Below are 16,972 nucleotides of genomic sequence, written 5' to 3' on the forward strand. Positions count from 1 at the left end.
GAAGATGATCGGATTTCTTTTGCCACAGCAACACCACTTCTCGATGTTGCGAAAATTTCGATCATTTATTCTCGCTCGCGGATTATCAATGAGCGCTGTTTTCCGCGCCATCTGTTGCACTCCGCATATAAAAGCGAAGCGGTAGTCGCACAAAAGAATACAGAGATTCAACCCGACCAAATCACTAACCTCCGAGTCGAATTGACTGACATGCAAACCGCGTCAATCTATGTCAATGCACTTCCGCAACGCGCGCCGCATGACGCGCGGTGTCGCCCCGTTTGTCCCGTTCATCCTGACGCTGCCTTCGCTCGCGGTTGCCCAGGCCCTGCCCTTCTTCCCGCCGGCCACCCCGCACGCCGCCATCGAGCGCCGTCAGGAACAACAGCAGGAAGCCGCGCGTGAGCGCGCCATGGCCCGCCCTGACGTACTCACGGCTTCCCCCAATTAAAAACGGCATCGCGGGACCGCTGATGCTGCCCGCGGAGTCGCCCTGCTTTCTCATCAAGATGGTGCGTTGGGAAGGTGCGGAGGACTTTGCATGGCTCCAGGCCGAGGCCGGCATCCTGCCCACCCAGTGCGTCGGTGGCAAGGGGCTGGCGACCATCCAGGAGTATTTTTCCGCGCGGCTGCTCGCCCGAGGCTACATGACCACGCGCGTGGTGATCCCGGACCAGAATCTCGCCGGCGGCGAATTGCGCCTGCGCGTGGTGGCCGGACGCATTTCTGGTGTCAAGGCCGAGGGCGCGCCCGGCTGGTGGCGCGTGGCCTTGCCCACCGGCCCCGGCGGCCTGGTGAATCAGCGCGACCTGGACCAGGGCACGGAGAACGTGCGCCGCCTGCAGGGACAGGCCGATGCCAGCATCGATCTCGTTCCCGGCGAGAACCCCGGCGACACCGAGCTGATCATCAAGGCCGGCACCGGCAAACGCTGGCATGCCCTCGTGACAGGCGACAACGCCGGGCTGGATAGCACCGGACGCTACCAGATGGGTGGCACGCTGACGGTGGACTCGCCACTGTTCCTGTACGACAGCCTGACCGTCTCCGGCAGCACCAATGCCAATGCCGGCAACGGCGCGGCGGGGACGCGCTCTTCGGCGATCAGCTACAGCATTCCCTTCGGCTACTGGAACGCCTTCTTCAATGCCAACCAGTCGCGATACCACCAGACGGTGGCGGGTTTCGACAGCGACATCGTCTATGGCGGGCGCAGCACGCAGATCGAGGCAGGACTTGGCTACGTGCCGTTCCGCAATGCCTCGGGCAAGACAAGCCTGTACGGCAAGGTGTTCCGCAAGACCGCCCGTTCCACCCTGGATGGCATCGATATCGAAGTGCAGCACCGCGATTTCGTCGGCTTCGAGGCCGGCGCCGCGCACCGCCAGTACCTCGGCAATACGGTGCTGGATGTCGGCGCGGCATGGCGCGCGTCACTGCCCGCGCACTCCAGGTCGCCCGGCTTTGTGCTGGGCGAGCCCGGCTGGGATGGCAAGTCGGAGATCGTGCTGGCGAACGCCGGACTGATGGTGCCATTCCAGGCCGCCGGGGAGCGCTTGCGCTACCAGGGCAACGTGCGCATGCAGTACGCCCGCACCCGCATCCTGCCGTCCGACTACTTCGTCATCGGCAACCGCTATTCGGTGCGCGGTTTCGATGAACAGCTGACCCTTGCCGCCGAGAACGGCATCACCTGGCGCAACGAACTGGCCTGGCAACTCGCGAATACGGGCCAGGAAGCCTTCCTGGGTTTCGACATGGGACATGTCAGCGGCCCATCCGCCGGGTTCCTGGCGGGCCAGTCGCTGATGGGTGCCGTGATAGGAGCGCGCGGGCGCTGGGCCATGGGTGGCTACGCCGCCCTGACCTACGAGGTCACGCTCGGCAGGCCGGTCAGGAAGCCAGAGTTCTTCCGCACGCACACGCCCAATATCGCGGCGCAGATCGGTGTGGAATTTTAGGCCCCGCAGCCCGGGGGTATCGCGCAATCGATGCGCGCCCAAGAACGTGAATCGTTTGCATGTTTGATTAACCAAGAGGAGAAGACCGAATGAACAGACTGACAGCAGGATCGCTGTTTGCCGCGGCTGGGCTGCTCGCCCTGCTTGGCGGCTGCGCGACCGAATCATCGACTGCCTTGCCCGTGCAGAAGGTCGAGAGTGCCAGCCGCCCCTACGTGGGCGTGCGCACGCCGATCGCAGTCGGGAAGTTCGATAACCGTTCGAGCTATATGCGCGGCGTGTTTTCCGATGGCATCGACCGGCTGGGCGGCCAGGCCAAGACTGTCCTGATCACGCACCTGCAACAGACCAACCGCTTCCATGTTCTCGACCGCGACAACCTGGACGAGATCAAGCGCGAGGCGGGCATCAAGAGCCAGGCGCAGCGTCTCAAGGGTGCCGACTACGTGATCACCGGCGACGTGACCGAGTTCGGGCGCAAGGAAGTGGGCGACCAGCAACTCTTCGGCATTCTCGGCCGCGGCAAGTCGCAGGTGGCCTATGCGAAGGTGGCCCTGAACGTGGTCAATATCGCGACATCGGAAGTGGTGTTCAGCAGCCAGGGCGCGGGCGAGTACGCGTTGTCTAGCCGCGAGGTCATCGGTTTTGGCGGCAGCTCCAGCTATGACTCGACACTCAACGGCAAGGTGCTGGATCTCGCCATGCGCGAGGCCGTGACGAATCTGGTCAACGGGGTCGAGGCCGGCGCCTTGACGCCGCGCAATCCCTGAATGCCAATATCCAGAGGAAAAACTGTGAAGACATTATTCCAGCCGTGCCGCCTGGCGACACTCGCGCTCACGGCAAGCGCATTGCTGGCGGGTTGCGCCGCGCCAGCCAAGCCCCTGTATCAGTGGGAGAGCTACCAGCCGCAGGTTTATCAGTACTTCAAGGGCGAATCGAAGCAAGCCCAGATTGAAGCGCTTGAACGCGATCTGCAGAAGATCATGGCAGCGGGCAATACGCCGCCGCCGGGCTACCACGCGCATCTTGGCATGCTGTACGCCGATGTTGGCAAGGATGACCAGATGGTCCGCGAGTTCCAGACGGAAAAGACCCTGTTTCCGGAGTCGTCCGCCTATGTGGATTTCCTGATGAAGAACATCAAGCAAGGGGGGAGCAAGAAATGAGGGATATGTTCAAGCGCGCGCTCGCGTTCCTGGCCGTCGCAGCGCTGACCGCCGGGTGCGCGGCGCCATCCAGGAATGTCGATTACGCCGCCTACAAGGAGAGCAAGCCGCGCTCGATCGTGGTCCTGCCACCGCTGAACGAGTCGCCTGACGTCGCGGCGACCTACAGCATGCTGTCGCAGGTCAGCTATCCGCTTGCCGAGGCCGGGTACTACGTGCTGCCGGTGGCCCTGGTGGACGAGACCTTCCGCCAGAATGGCCTGACGACGCCGGGTGATATCCATGCCGTCCCGCCAGCGAAGCTCAGAGACATCTTCGGCGCGGATGCCGCCCTCTACATCACGGTAACGGACTACGGGACCAAGTTCCAGGTGGTTAACAGCGCCACGGTCGTAAGCGCGAAGGCGACGCTCGTGGATTTGCGGACAGGGGGCACGCTCTGGACTGGCGCCGCTTCGGCATCCAACAGCCAATCTGGCAACGCCGGCGGAGGCCTGGTCGGGATGCTCGTGGCTGCGGCGATCGCGCAGGTGATCAACAGCGTGTCGGATGCAAGCTATTCGGTCGCGGGAACAGCGAGCCTGCAGCTGCTGTCGGCCGGCAGCCCGGGCAGCATCCTGTACGGTCCGCGCTCCGCCAGGTACGGCTCGGATTGATGGTGCAGCGCCTGCTGCCGCAGTGCTGCCGCCCGCCGGTAGTGTTCACCCGCAAGTGCTCCATGGGCGGCTACACCGCGTTGGCCTGCAAGGTGACGCCTGGCTGGCCGTCAGGAAGCCCGAATTCTTCCGCACGCGGCAGCCCTGCATCGCGGCGCAAATCGGCATTGCGTTCTAGCCCGGACCATCCCTGAAGCCTGGCGGCCACTCCGAGCGAGTTACTAATTGGGGGCGTCCCAGCATGATTCGAAGCTGGGACGCAACGGATAGTGCTTGCCATCCGGGTTCAATCAACAACGTTAGCGGGTATTTCCGATGCAAAGCGCATGCACTATTCCAAGTGATCTTCGCCGCTTGGGACTTGATGGCATCCTGATCATTAACGTTCGCTCGTTTGTCGAGCGCCGCAAGCATATTCAAGCGCAGCTTTTCAGATTCGGACTAGAAGGCGAATTTGTCCATGCRTTTGACGCCGTCGACATCGACAAGCAAATCAATGACAAATACTTCAAGGGCACGGGGCTTCGGCCAGCGCAGAAATCCTGCTCGCTGAAGCATATCGTCGCACTTGAGCGTATTTGCTCTCGAGGCTGGCGACGTGCGCTGATTTTGGAGGATGACGCAGTGTTGGCGGAGACTTTTCCAGCCGGCCTGAAGCAAGCGTTGATCGAGTCGTCGAGACATCGGTGCCCGCACGTCATTTATCTTGGTTGTGGTGGAAACCAGTACACCCCTCGCAGTCAACGGATTGCTGGTCAGCACTTGTACAAGAACAACCGCGGACGCTTTACCGATTCCTATGTCATTGGCATTACCGAGGCATCCGCGAGGCTGGAATGGATGTCTGCGAACAAGATGGATTTGCCGATCGACCTCGCCTTCGATGCGATGGACAGGCTGGTCGGCAATGAGATTCTCTGGTTCGAGGATCCGGTGGTTGAACAGGGTAGCAAGAATGGCGCCTTTGAAACAACACTGCAACCCGGTCGTACTGCGAAGGCGCAAAGATTGCACTTCGCCTGGAAGCGGCTTTGGCAAAAGCATGTGCGTCAGATCTGGCGATAGATCGAGGTCACCAGTATCGGCCGCAAACTTGCGGCACGAAGAAGCACGCGCTGACGCATCGCCCGCCAATGCTTGCTGTGCGCCCCCCATCCACCGCTCAAATCTCCGCCCGCAACCCCACAAAAAACCGCCGCCCCGGCGCCGGCTCGAAATACCGCCCGTTGCTCTCGTTCACGATCACCGAGCCGATGTAGCGCCGGTCGGTGACATTGTCGATGCGCCCATACGCGTACCAGCGCATGCGCCCCACGCGGAAGTTGTAGCCGGCACGCAGGTTGAAGATGGCGTAGCCCGGCGCGTATTGCGTGTTGAGGTCGTCGGCAAAGACGCGCCCTTCCACGCGCATCTCCACGCCCAGCGTGAGGTCGGCCACCGGCTTGTACGTTGCCTCGGCGAACAAGCTGTGGCGTGCGGTGCCGGGCAGGCGATTGCCGGAGGCAACCGTTGCGCCCTGCGCATTGCGGAAAGCGTCGCCAAAGAAGGCGTCGAGCCAGGTGTAGGCCAGCCCGGTGCCGTAGCGTTCTCCGGGGCCGTAGACGCCGCGCCATCCCAGTTCCAGCCCGCGCCGGCGCACACCATTGACGTTCTGGTAGACGGAGCGGCCGTTGTCGTTGGCCAGCGGCACGATTTCGTCGTGGCTGTCGGCATCGAACAGCGCGGCCTCCAGCCGGTGTCCCTGGCCTTGCCATTTGACGCCGATCTCGCCCTGGCGGCTGGTGGATGGCTGCAGGCCAAGGTTGGTGCCGGTGCCGCCTGGGCCGTAGGCCACCTCGGTCAGCGTCGGCGTCTCAAAGCCGCGGCCCAGGTTGGCATAGACGTTGAGCGAGTCGAGCGCTTGCCAGACCACGCCGAGCACCGGGCTCACGTTGTTATACGTGGCGGTGCCGCTGTCATCGGGGCTGGCCGCCGTGATGTAGTGATCGTCGATGCGCAGCCTGACCTTGCTGGCACGCACGCCGCCCACGAGCCGCCAGGCGGGGTTCCAGGTCCAGTCGAACTGGGCAAAGGCGCCGAGGCTGCCCGCCTTGTCGGTCTCGTCGCGGCGCAGCGCGCCCTGCGTGCCGTTCTGGTTCACGAAGCCGGTGCGCGCGTCGCGCATGCCATCGGCGTCGACGCCGGCGCTCCACAGCAGCGGCAGGCCGTTCAACGTGGTGTTGTGGTGCCACGAGAGCGCGCCGCCGCCATAGCTGCGGTCGATATCCACGATGCCGCCCGCCGACGAGGGCGCGATGCCGCTGAAGCCCAGGTACTGGGTTAGCTGGCGCGTGCCGCCGTAGAGGCGGAACTCAAGATTGTCGCGCTCGCTCAGGCGCTGCTCCACCTGCACGCCGCCCTGGTTCTGCCGGACAGTCTTGCCGGTATTGAACTGCGTGGCCAGCGGCACCGCCTGGCGCGGGTTGGCATCGGCCTGGGCGCGGGTAAGGCCGAGCGCGTCCTGCGCCTGCGGCTGGTCGAAGGCGTTGAACAACAGGGTGACGCGGGTGCCGGTGACAGGTTCCGCCACCACCTTGGCGTTGAGCTGGCGGCGCCGGGCCGCGCTGTGGTCGCGGTAGCCGTCGGTTTCAAAGGTCCATGCGTCCAGCACGCCGCCGATCTTGTCGTTACCGCCACCGACGGCCACGCTGGTCATCCATTGCCCGTCGGAGCCGAAGCCGCTCCCCACCCGTGCCATCGGCGCCTTGGGCGGATCGGGCGTAAAGATCTGCACGACGCCCCCCGAGGCGTTGCCGTAGAGCTGGGCGAAGGGGCCGCGCAGCACCTCGATGCGGCTGGCGTTGGTGAGATCGGCAGTGGATGCTTGCCCCTGCCCGTCCGGCATGGTGGCGGGAATGCCGTCGACATACAGCCGCACCCCGCGCACGCCGAACGTGGAGCGGCTGCCAAAGCCGCGCACCGCAAGCTGCAGGTCTTGCGAGTAGTTCTGGCGCTCGCGCGCGGCCACGCCAGGCACGAGTGTCAGCAGCTCCGAGAGGTTGATCAAGGGGCTCGGGGTCGCCAGCGAATCGACCGGGACATTGTCGATCGCGGCCGGCGCGTCAAAGCGCTTCTGCTCGGCGCGGCTGACGCTCACCACCACGTCGGGGAGCGTTTCCTCGGCACAAGCCACGCCCGGCGCGGCCGCGAGCATGGCGGCTGCCAGGCACCACAGACGGTAAGAAGCCAGCCCGGAAACTGGTTTCCGGCTTCGCGCACCGCCCTTGCTGCCTGCCATCTTCCTGCCCTGGGTCCGTTGATCGCTCCCCTTCCTGCCGCGCGGGCGGCCCTGCGCGGCGATCAATTGGCCTTGGGCCGGATCGCGTCGGCGGTGCCCTGGATGAAAGCCTTGATCTTCTCGACATCCTCCATGCTCAGCTTGCCCGTGAAGTCCGGCATGCCGCGCGCCAGGGCGGGGCCTTTGAAGATGAACTTGTCGAGGTTCTGGATATAGGCGGCGTTCAGATAGCCAAGGTTGGGAATATTGCCGCCGCGATCCACGCCAGGCACGCCATGGCACAGCACGCAATTGCTGACATAGAGCGCGGTGCCTGCCGCGACATGGGCGGGGTCATATTTCACGCCCGCCAGCAATCCTTCCGCGCGGTACTGCACGAAGGCGGGCATCGGCGCCTTGCCACCCACGGCGAAGGTGTAGACCGTGCCGGGCCCCTGCCGCTCGGTGGCGCGCTGGGCCTGCCCGTAGACGCCGCCCCAGCCGACGGCGACGGACACGTACTGCTTGCCGTCGACCATGTAGCTCACGGGTGCCGCGATCACGCCGGTGCCCGTGGGGGATTCCCACAGCTTGGCGCCGGTGGCGGCGTTGTAGGCGATGAAGCGGCCGTCGGCCGTGCCCTGGAACACCAGGTTGCCGGCGGTGGTCAGCGTGCCGCCGTTCCACGGCGAGACGTATTCCTGGGTCCACGCGGCTTTCTGCTGTACCGGATCCCAGGCAATCAGGCGGCCGAAGGGCTTGCTCGCGGGCGGCTCGGCGTTGAGGAACTTCGCCGTGTTCCAGCCCACGTTGCCATGCGGCTGGCCAGGCTGCTTGCCGTTGAACGTCCAGTTCTTGTCGTCCATCAGGTTCAGCGGCACATGCTGCGCCGGCAGGTAGACCAGTCCGGTCTGCGGGTTGAACGACATCGAATGCCAGTTGTGCGCGCCATAGGGACCGGGGATGGCGTCATAAGGCTTGTCCGTGGCACGCGCCTCGGGCAGCTCGATCGGGCGTCCGTTCTGGTCGTAGCCGCTGGCCCAGTTCACATCGACGAAGTTCCTGGCCGAGATGAACTGGCCGTTGGTGCGGTCGATGACGAAGAAGAAGCCGTTCTTGGGCGCGTGCAGGATGACCTTGCGTGCCTTGCCGCCAATGTTGAGGTCGGCCAGTATCATGGGCTGGGCGGAGGTGTAGTCCCAGTTGTCGCCAGGCGTTTCCTGGTAGTGCCAGACATATTTGCCGGTATCGGGATCGAGCGCGACGATGGAGGCCAGGTAGAGGTTGTCGCCGCCGGCCGGGCTGCGCTTGCTGCGCGACCAGGGCGAGCCGTTGCCGGTGCCCACGTACATCAGGTTGAGCTCGGGGTCGAAGGCCAGCGTGTCCCATGCCGTGCCGCCGCCGCCGGCTTCCCACCATTTGCCGGCCGGGTCCCAGGTCTTGGCTGCCCTGGCCATCGACTCGTCCTCGAACGGTTTGCCTGGGTCGCCCGGCACCGTGAACCAGCGCCATTTCTGCTCGCCCGTGCCCGCGTCGTAGGCGGTGATATAGCCGCGCACGCCGTATTCCGCGCCGCCGTTGCCGATGATGACTTTGCCCTTGAACACGCGCGGCGCGCCGGTGATGGTGTAGGAGTGGCTGCGGTCGATGATGGTGTCTTTTTCCCAGACCTTGCGGCCGGTGCCCGCATCGAGCGCAATCAGCCGGCCATCGTAGGCAGCGACGAACACCTTGCCCTGGTAAAGCGCCACGCCGCGATTGACGACATCGCAGCAGCCCTTATAGCCGATCGACCTGTCGACCTTCGGGTCGAAGGTCCAGATGCGCTTGCCGCTGCGGGTGTCGATGGCGTGTACCACGCTCCACGAGGCGCTGACATACATGATGCCGTTCACCACCAGCGGCGTGGCTTCCACCCCGCGCGTGGATTCCAGGTCATAGGACCACGCCAGCCCCAGGTCCTTCACGTTGTCGGCATTGATCTGCGAGAGCCGGCTGAAGCGGGTTTCCGCGTAGTCCAGGCCGTAGCTGGGCCAGTCGGGGGTCTTGGCGGCGTTGGTCTCGATAAAGGCGCCATCCACGCCGCGGGTCACGGCACGGATGTGGTCGGCGCTGGCAACCCTGGCAGGCGGCTTGGTTTGCGCGGCCGCGAGCGAGGCCGCGGCCAGTCCTGCCGCCAGCATGGCCAGCTTGCCGGTGCGCCGCGCGGCGCCCGGCCAGCAGGAGAAAGCCCGCTTGGATTCTTGGCTCATTGTGTCTCCTCTTCTTTTATTTATTCTTGCTTCTTCTGGGGGGGAAGCCAGGCTGGTTCTGTGCCAGCGGCTGGCCAATGGTGCGGCGGACATTGCCCGCCGCACCACCGGATTGCAGCGATCCTAAGGATGGCGGCAGAGGCGCGTTATACACACTCGGGATTACCCCGAGGATGACGCCAGGCACGCCCCTGCCTTTTGCGGCAGTGCCGCTCTGCTCAGTAAGCCATGCAGACCGACTTGATCTCGGTGTAGGCCTCGATCGCCGAGCGGCCATGTTCGCGCCCGACGCCGGACGCCTTGTAGCCGCCGAAAGGCATGTTGGGATCGACGATATTGTGCGTATTGACCCAGACCGTGCCGGCATCCAGGCCATCGACCAGGCGCTGCACCGCGCGCAGGTCGTTGCTCCAGATGCTGGCGCCCAGGCCGTACTCCGAGCGGTTGGCCTCGGCCAGCACGGCCTCGGGATCGTCGAACGGCATGGCCACCACCACCGGCCCGAAGACTTCCTCGCGCACCAGGGTCAGGTCCTTGCACGCGGCGTTGGCCACCACCGTGGGCCGCACGAAATAGCCGGGACGGTCCAGCGCATCGCCGCCCGCGACGATCTCCGCGCCTTCGCTGCGCCCGGTGCCGATCAGGCCCATCACCTTGTCGCGATGGCGTGCCGAGACCAGCGGCCCCATCTGGCTGGCGGGATCGAGCCCGGAACCCAGCACCGTGGCATTGGCCACCTTGCCCAGCCCCTCGACCACCCGGTCATAGTGCCGGCGCGCCACGTACAGCCGCGAGCCGGCCGTGCAGACCTGGCCCTGGTTGAGGAAGATGGCGCCGGCCGCGCCCTGGATGGCGTGCGCGGGATCGCAATCGTCCAGCACGATCACCGGGCTCTTGCCGCCCAGCTCCAGCGACACGCGGCGGATATCCTGGCCGCAGCGCGCGCCGATCAGGCGCCCGACTTCCGTGGAGCCCGTGAAAGTAATCTTGTTGACGCCGGGATGCGCCACCAGCGCCGCGCCGGGCACGCCGTCGCCAGTCACCACATTCAGCACGCCCGGCGGGAAGCCCGCTTCGAGCGCCAGCTCGGCCAGCCGCAGCGCGGTCAGCGGGGTTTCCTCCGCCGGCTTTAGCACCACAGTGCAACCGCAGGCCAGCGCCGGCGCGATCTTCCAGACGGCCATCAGCAAGGGGAAATTCCACGGCACGATGGCGCCCACCACGCCCACCGGCGAGCGCCGCGTCATGGCGCTGTAGCGCGTTCCCGGCGGAAACGGCACCGACACATCCAACGTGCTGCCTTCGATCTTGGTGGCCCAGCCGGCCATATAGCGCAGCCATTGCGCGCTGCCGCCCACCTCCAGGCCTTGCGAGAAGGCCAGCAGCTTGCCGTTGTTGAGCGTCTCCAGCCGGGCCAGTTCGTCGCCGTGCTGCTCGACCAGGTCGGCCAGCTTGAGCAGCAGGCGCTCGCGCTGGGCCGGCATCATGGCGCGCCATGTGCCGCCGGCAAAGGCGCGCCCGGCGGCCGCCACGGCGGCATCGATATCTGCCGCCCCGCCGGCGGGCACGCGCGCGATCTCCTCGCCGGTGGCGGGATCGAACACGGCAAAGGTCTCGCCAGACTCGGCCTGGCGCCACTCGCCGTCGATCAGCATGGCATTGCGGATGGCCTGGTTCAGGCCGCTGCGGGCTTCCACGGGTGCATTCATCTTCGTCTCCGGTTGGTCTTGGCTTGATGCCTCGTTGTGGAGACCGAAGTTAGCACCGCGTCCTTGTCACGGCTTGTCTGGCCGTGCAGAAAGCTTGTCGATGCGTGCAAAGCGCACGCTGGCGCGGTTAATGACGCAGCGCAATACGCGTCCCGCCCGCATTCTGCTGGCGCCATTGCGAAGGACTCATGCCAAAGCGCTCATGGAAGACACGGCTGAAGTGCGCCGCGTCGGCAAACCCCAGGGCAAAGGCGATCTCGGTAATGCTGCGCCCGGCGTCCGCGCTGCCGGACAGCCGCACAGCCGCCTGCCGCAACCGGCGCGACAGGATATAGGCATGCGGGGTCTGGCCAGACTCGCGGAACAGGTTATACAAGGTGCGCCGCGAGACGTTCAGAACCGCGGCCAGCCGCTGCGCGGAGAGTTCCGGATCATGCAACTGGGCGTCGATGAATTCAGCGAGGCGATGCATCCGCGCTTCGCCGAGATGCCGCGCCATGGCTGCGTCCGCGCCATCGCCAAGCGCCGGCGGCCGCGTATCCGCACCTTGCAGCGCGGTCTCCACCAGCGAAACGACGGAATCCTGCAGCACCATCTGTCCCTGGTAATCCAGCAAGTGGCCCGAGCAGGTATCGTGCAGCATGGCACCCAGCGCCGACAACGCGATGCGCGCCGCGCCCTCGCCCCGCAACGCCCGGCCGCCCAGGCTGGCCGCCGCCTGCCGCCAGCCGAAGGCGCGCTCCTGCGGCACCAGCAGCACCAGCACCCGGCAGCGGTCCGGCATCTCGATGCTATAGGGTTGCGCGGTATCGTAAATCGACCACATCCCGGGTTCGAGCGAAGCCTCGTTACCCCGTTGCGCAACCCGGCTCTGTCCGCTGATTTGCCAGAAGATCTTGAAGAAACCCGCATCGGACGCCGCCACGTGCCGGGGCTCGCGCGCCACCCTGTGCGCATCGACATCCATGTCCGCCACCGCGCAGGCGCCGAAGCGGGCATAGCTGACGTTGCTATGGAAGCACCCGCGCGTCTGGCGCGTATAGGCTAGCGGCAGGAAGCTGGTATCGATGGCTTCGCACCATTGGTCGAACGTCACGATGGACATCCGTGCCGGTTTCTGCTGCAGATTCTGCACAGCGGGCATCAGGGCATCTCCAGTAACCGGCGGTATGCTGGGGAACGCGCCGGAAGTCCTCGAAGGTGGAGGCCAAGCCTAATGGAAAGCCCACGGGCAGACAATGGGAACAACTACGCAGGCGCGGCGACGGCAGGAAGGGCGAAAACGCCGCATTGCTTGCCGCCCACCCGCCGGCCCACGCTAAGGGCGCGCTTCGTAGACCAGGTTGAACGGCGTTTCCGTGGCGCGGCGGAAGCGGCGGAAGCCGCCCCGCGTAACCACCTCCCGGATACGCTTCTCGCCAGCCTGCGCGCCCAGGCACATGGCGCCTTCCTGCGCGCGCGACGCCGGCGTGCAGATGAAGGTCGACGCCGAATAAAAGATCCGCCCCACCGGGTTGAGGTTCTGCTCCAGCCGGTCCTGCGCGAACGGCTCCACGATCATCCATGTGCCGTCGGGCTTGAGGCTGTTCCACACGTGATGCGATGCGCCGGCCGGGTCGCCCATGTCGTGCAGGTAATCGAACATGGCGGCGAGATCGTAGTCGCTGCCCGGAAAGCTCTTTGCACTGGCGACCTCGAAGCGCACCCGGCTGGCAACCCCCGCGCGTTGCGCCGCCTCGGACGCATAACGAATGGACGGCTCGTGATAGTCGAAGCCGTGGAACGTGGAGTTCGGGTAGGCCTGCGCCATGATGATGGTGCACGCGCCGTGTCCGCAGCCGATGTCGGCCACGCGAGCGCCAGCTTCCAGCCGCGCCTGTACGCCGTCCAGCGCCGGGATCCAGTCGCTCACCAGATGCGCCGCGTAGCCGGGACGGAAAAAGCGCTCGGTGCCGTGGAACAGCGCCGCGTCGTGCTCGTGCCATCCCAGGCCCTGTCCGGTGCGGAATGCGTCGATCATTTTCGGGATCGCCTTGAATTGCGCCACGGCGATCTCGAACGCGCCGGGAATAAATGCCGGGCCGCCTTCCACGGTGAGCGCGAAAGCCTGCTCCTCGCCGAGGCTGAACCGGTCGGTGGCCGCGTCGTACTCCACGTAGCCGCTGGCCGCCTGGGCCGACAGCCACTCGCGCACGTAGCGCGCGTCGGTGCCGGTGTCGCTTGCGAGTTCCTGCGCCGACAGCGATTTGCCGGCAAGCGCCTTGTAGAGTCCCAGCTTGTCGCCGACCACGATCGTCGCGGCATGCATCACCGCGCCGAGATCGCGAACGAAGTTGTCCATGAACGCATTCAGCCTGGTGTCATCGATTGGCATGACGGGCTCCCTGGATGGATAAGTTGCCGTGCGCTGCGCGGCCTCACAGCACACCTCGCAACACGCCTCACAAGACGCCTCACAATACACGATAGATCTCCCAGCGCGCGGTGCCGGAAACCACGAACGGCTCCAGGTCCTTGCCCCATTGCGCGTGGGCCGGTATCGATGCGAGCCGGCCCCATGCGCGGTCCAGCTCGCCGAGATCGTTCACTTCCCAGTCATGGACCACCGTCGCTTCGAGCGCGCCGATCGAGCCGGTCAGCAGGCGCCCGGTGACAAGGCCGGCTTGCGGGGCGATCTCGCGCGCCCATGCCTGCAGCCGGTCGATGACCTCTTGCTTGTGCCCAAAGCGGGCATCGATCTGCCATCTTGCGATCAGCATGATGTTTCTCCTTGAATGGTTGGTGGAGGATGGGATGGGCCGCGGGCGGGTGCGCGCATCGGCTGGCAACCGCCCGGCCCGTGTGCTACCTTTTTTGAACAGCGTCGCCAACGGTGCGGCGCGGCAGGCCGCTGTGCATCCGCAGCCCCGCCCCTCCAGTTCCACTATCGGCTGGCACCGTTGGAATCACGGTTGGAGAAAGCGTGGCTGCCAGAGATGCCGCTTCACCGCAGGCCACTGCCCGACTGGAAATCCGCCTGCTGGGTGATTTATGCGTGACCCGCAATGGCGAGCCGCTACCGCTGCCAGCCTCCAAGCGCACTCGCGCCCTGCTGGGCTACCTGGTTTGTGCCAGCGCGGCCCAATCCCGGCAGTCGCTCTGCGACCTGCTCTGGGACGGGCCCGATGACCCGCGCGCGGCGTTGCGCTGGAGCCTGACCAAGCTTCGACCCTTGCTGGACGACGCTGGTGCCGGGGCGATCAGGCTGGTCGCGGACAGGGAGCGGGTCGCCTTTGCCGCGCAAGGCGCCTCGGTGGATATCGCACGCGTCCATGCGCTGCTTGGCGCCGGGCCCGATGCTGCCTCGCTCGAGGCGCTCGAGGAAGCTGCCCGCCTGCTGCGCGGCGAGTTCCTCGCGGGCCTCGAACTTGCGCGCTGCTACCGTTTCTATCACTGGTGCACGGCGGAGCGGGAGCGTTACGACGGCCTGCGCCGCGCCGTGCTGTGCGCGCTGGTGACGCGCCTGGACGCCACGCCCGCACTGGCGCTGCCTTACGGACGAGCCATGGTGGCCGCCGATCCGCTCGCCGAATCCGCGCATGCCACGCTGGTCTCGCTACTGGCGGCGGCCGGGCGCTATCCGGACGCCGAGCAGCACTACGCCTACGCACGGGACATGCTGCGGCGTGAGTTGTCCACGCCGCCCAATGGCCCGCTGGACGCGGCGATCCACCGCGCGCGCCGGGAGATGCAGGCCGCAGGCGCGGCGGCCTGGGAGAACAGCAACGCGCAAGAAGCGCACGGCAACGACATCCCGGCCGCTACGGCCAACGCCGCCGAGCAGCCCGCCCTGCTGAGCCGGCCATTGATCGGACGCCTGTCCGAGCGCGACGCCATCGAGCGGCTGGTAGCCGGCGGCAGCGACAGCGAAAGCGGCATACTGCTGCTCCTGCTCGGCGAGCCCGGTATCGGCAAGACCACGCTGCTCGACCATTTCGCCGGGCGTGCCGAGGCGTCCGGCTTCCAGGTCCTGCGCGGCCGCTGCTATGAGGCCGAGATGGTGCGGCCCTACGGCCTGTGGCTCGACACGCTGCGCGGCATCGCGCAAGACACCGTGCCTGCGGGCGAGGCGCAGCAGGCGGCGCCGCTGCTGGCCGGCGGCGTACTGGCTGCCGGGCACCGCGAGGGCAGCCGTGAACAACTCTTCGGCGCGGTCGCCAGCCTGCTGCGCGGGCTCGCCGCTGGCCAACCGCTGGCGCTGGCCCTGGACGACCTCCAATGGCTGGATGAAGGTTCTGCCGCGCTGCTCCATTTTCTGTGCCGCACGCTGGAAACCGGCACGCGCATGATCTTCGCCGGCGGCGCGCGGGCGGGCGAGGTCGACGACAACCCATGGGCCAAGGGATTGCTCCACTCGCTGGCGCGCGAAGGCCGCCTGCTCCGGCTGCCGCTCGCCCCGCTGGCCGTGGCCGAGGTCGCTGCGTTGCTCGGCCCGGCGCTGGCCGCGATGGATCCGCTCGCCGTAGCGCGCGATAGTGGCGGCAACCCGCTGTTCGTGCTTGCCCTGGCTAACGCCAGCGACAGGGCGCGCGGCGGCAACGGCTCGCACCGTACGCTTGACGCCCTGATCGCGGAGCGCCTGGATGCGCTGGAACCCGCATCGCGCGAACTGCTGTTGCGCGCCGCCGCGATGGGCCGCGAACTGCAGCCCCGGCTGCTGGCCGAGGTGTCCGGCATTCCCCTAGCGCAATTGCTGACGACCCTGGAGCAACTGGAGCGGCGCGGACTCCTCAAGCCGACCGGCGAGGGTCACTTCGACTTCAGCCACGACGTGGTGCGCCAGGCGGCCTATCGCGCCATCTCGCCGCCCCGGCGCCGCATCATGCATCGCCTGATCGCACAGCAGCTGGTGGTGGCATGCGCGGAAGACCCCAGGCTATATGGCGAACTGGTGCACCATGCGAGTCTCGCCGACGACGCGCCGATGACCGCGCAAGCTTGCCTGGCGGCGGGCGAGCATTGCCTGCGCGTCTATGCCAACGACGAAGCTGCCCTGGTTGCCGGGCGCGGCCTGGCCCAGCTTGAGCGGCTGCCGCAGGGCGCCGAGCGCGTGCGGCTGGCGATCGGCTTGCTCAAGCTGCGCGCGGTTGCCGCTACCAGCGCCGGCGCGCGGCGCCTGCCCACGCTCATCGGCGAGATGGAAAGCGAGATCCGCGCCGCGGAAGCGCTCTCGCTGCACGAAGAAGCCGCCACCGGCCTGCATATCCTGTCGTGGTTGCGGCAGCAAGGCAACGACACCGAGGGCGCGCGGCGCGCCATCCTGGAGGCCGAGCGCATGACGCGCAAGGCCGATGCCGCCACGCGCTGCCAGCAGCTCGCCAATACCGCACGCTGCCTGCTGGAAGTGGAGACGGATCTGCCCAGGGCGCGCGCCATGATCGCCGAGGCAGACGCGCTTGCCGAGTCGCTCGACCTGCAGACGATCGAGCTGATGTGGGGCCACGGCCTGCTGGCGCGTGTCGATGGTGACCTGGCGAGCGGCCACGGGCAGGTGGCGCGCGCGGTGGCCCTTGCCAGGCAGCGGCAGGATCACTGGCGGGAGTACGAGTGCCTCGTCTGGCAGGCCACCATCGCGTTCGAGCTTGACCGCTTCGACGAGGTCGTCGGGCACAGCGCTGAGATCGAGCAGGCTGCGCGGCGCATGGGCGAGACGGGCACGGCGGGCAAGACAACCGAAGCCGCGGATGCCGTGGAGCCCGCCGCCCCGTTCGCTGGCGCGCTGGGAGCCCTTGCCAGGCTGCGTCTCGGCCAGCCCGCCGCGCAGGACGAACTGGCGGCATCGCTGGCGTCCTTGCGCAGCGTGGACGACAAGGCGCACCTCGCCTATGCGCTCAACGCCGCCGCCGCGATGGCCCTGGACCGGGGACAATGCGATGTTGCCGGTACCTGCGCGAGCGAAGCCCTGGAAGCGGCCCGCGCCGTTCGCAGGC

Annotated in this window: 13 protein-coding genes; 7 read left to right on the forward strand and 6 right to left on the reverse strand. The window is 66.5% G+C overall.

The window, feature by feature from the left end:
- Positions 1–229: 229 nt before the first annotated feature.
- The 6 genes from AC1DKD_RS26725 to AC1DKD_RS26750 all read left to right on the forward strand — a co-directional run bounded on the left by AC1DKD_RS26725 (position 230) and on the right by AC1DKD_RS26750 (position 4,851).
- Positions 230–451: a hypothetical protein gene (locus AC1DKD_RS26725; RefSeq protein ID WP_441635223.1), complete on the forward strand. Its 222-nt coding sequence runs from the start codon at positions 230–232 to the stop codon at positions 449–451.
- A 22-nt stretch (positions 452–473) separates the two neighbouring features.
- Entirely contained in the window at positions 474–1,961 is a 1,488-nt protein-coding gene (locus AC1DKD_RS26730) for a ShlB/FhaC/HecB family hemolysin secretion/activation protein (protein WP_441635225.1), read from the forward strand.
- Positions 1,962–2,050: 89 nt separating this feature from the next.
- Entirely contained in the window at positions 2,051–2,731 is a 681-nt protein-coding gene (locus tag AC1DKD_RS26735; protein WP_441635227.1) for a CsgG/HfaB family protein, read from the forward strand.
- Positions 2,732–2,755: 24 nt separating this feature from the next.
- Positions 2,756–3,130 carry a DUF4810 domain-containing protein gene (locus AC1DKD_RS26740; protein ID WP_441635229.1) on the forward strand — a complete coding sequence of 125 codons (375 nt, stop codon included), beginning with the start codon at positions 2,756–2,758 and terminating at the stop codon, positions 3,128–3,130.
- Positions 3,127–3,786, forward strand: coding sequence for a DUF799 domain-containing protein (locus tag AC1DKD_RS26745; RefSeq protein ID WP_441635231.1), 660 nt, complete (start codon positions 3,127–3,129; stop codon positions 3,784–3,786). Before AC1DKD_RS26740 ends, AC1DKD_RS26745 begins: the two co-directional genes overlap by 4 nt.
- A 315-nt stretch (positions 3,787–4,101) precedes the next feature.
- Positions 4,102–4,851 (forward strand): glycosyltransferase family 25 protein, encoded by a 750-nt coding sequence (locus tag AC1DKD_RS26750; RefSeq protein WP_441635233.1) that lies wholly within the window; start codon positions 4,102–4,104, stop codon positions 4,849–4,851.
- A 97-nt stretch (positions 4,852–4,948) separates the two neighbouring features.
- Here AC1DKD_RS26750 and AC1DKD_RS26755 read toward each other — a convergent pair whose 3' ends face one another.
- From AC1DKD_RS26755 to AC1DKD_RS26780, 6 genes are all read right to left on the reverse strand, one after another.
- Positions 4,949–6,979, reverse strand: a complete 2,031-nt coding sequence (locus AC1DKD_RS26755; protein ID WP_441635235.1) for a TonB-dependent receptor family protein — start codon at positions 6,977–6,979, stop codon at positions 4,949–4,951.
- Between the two features lie 146 nt (positions 6,980–7,125).
- The gene (locus tag AC1DKD_RS26760; RefSeq protein WP_441635237.1) at positions 7,126–9,294 is read right to left on the reverse strand and encodes a PQQ-dependent dehydrogenase, methanol/ethanol family; all 2,169 of its coding nucleotides are present in this window, start codon (positions 9,292–9,294) and stop codon (positions 7,126–7,128) included.
- Positions 9,295–9,512: 218 nt separating this feature from the next.
- On the reverse strand, positions 9,513–11,003 hold the full coding sequence (gene styD, locus AC1DKD_RS26765; RefSeq protein WP_441635239.1) for a phenylacetaldehyde dehydrogenase StyD: 1,491 nt from the start codon (positions 11,001–11,003) through the stop codon (positions 9,513–9,515).
- A 127-nt stretch (positions 11,004–11,130) separates the two neighbouring features.
- Positions 11,131–12,147: a helix-turn-helix domain-containing protein gene (locus AC1DKD_RS26770; RefSeq protein ID WP_441635241.1), complete on the reverse strand. Its 1,017-nt coding sequence runs from the start codon at positions 12,145–12,147 to the stop codon at positions 11,131–11,133.
- Positions 12,148–12,321: 174 nt separating this feature from the next.
- Entirely contained in the window at positions 12,322–13,377 is a 1,056-nt protein-coding gene (locus AC1DKD_RS26775; protein WP_441635243.1) for a class I SAM-dependent methyltransferase, read from the reverse strand.
- A gap of 79 nt (positions 13,378–13,456) precedes the next feature.
- Complete coding sequence (locus tag AC1DKD_RS26780) at positions 13,457–13,762, reverse strand: hypothetical protein (protein WP_441635245.1); 306 nt, start codon at positions 13,760–13,762, stop codon at positions 13,457–13,459.
- Positions 13,763–13,965: 203 nt separating this feature from the next.
- On the opposite strand from AC1DKD_RS26780, the gene AC1DKD_RS26785 reads away from it, so the two are divergent.
- A partial coding sequence (locus tag AC1DKD_RS26785) for an ATP-binding protein (RefSeq protein ID WP_477143896.1) occupies positions 13,966–16,972 on the forward strand: 3,007 nt, incomplete at its 3' end.

The organism is Cupriavidus sp. 05T313, assembly GCF_056396665.1.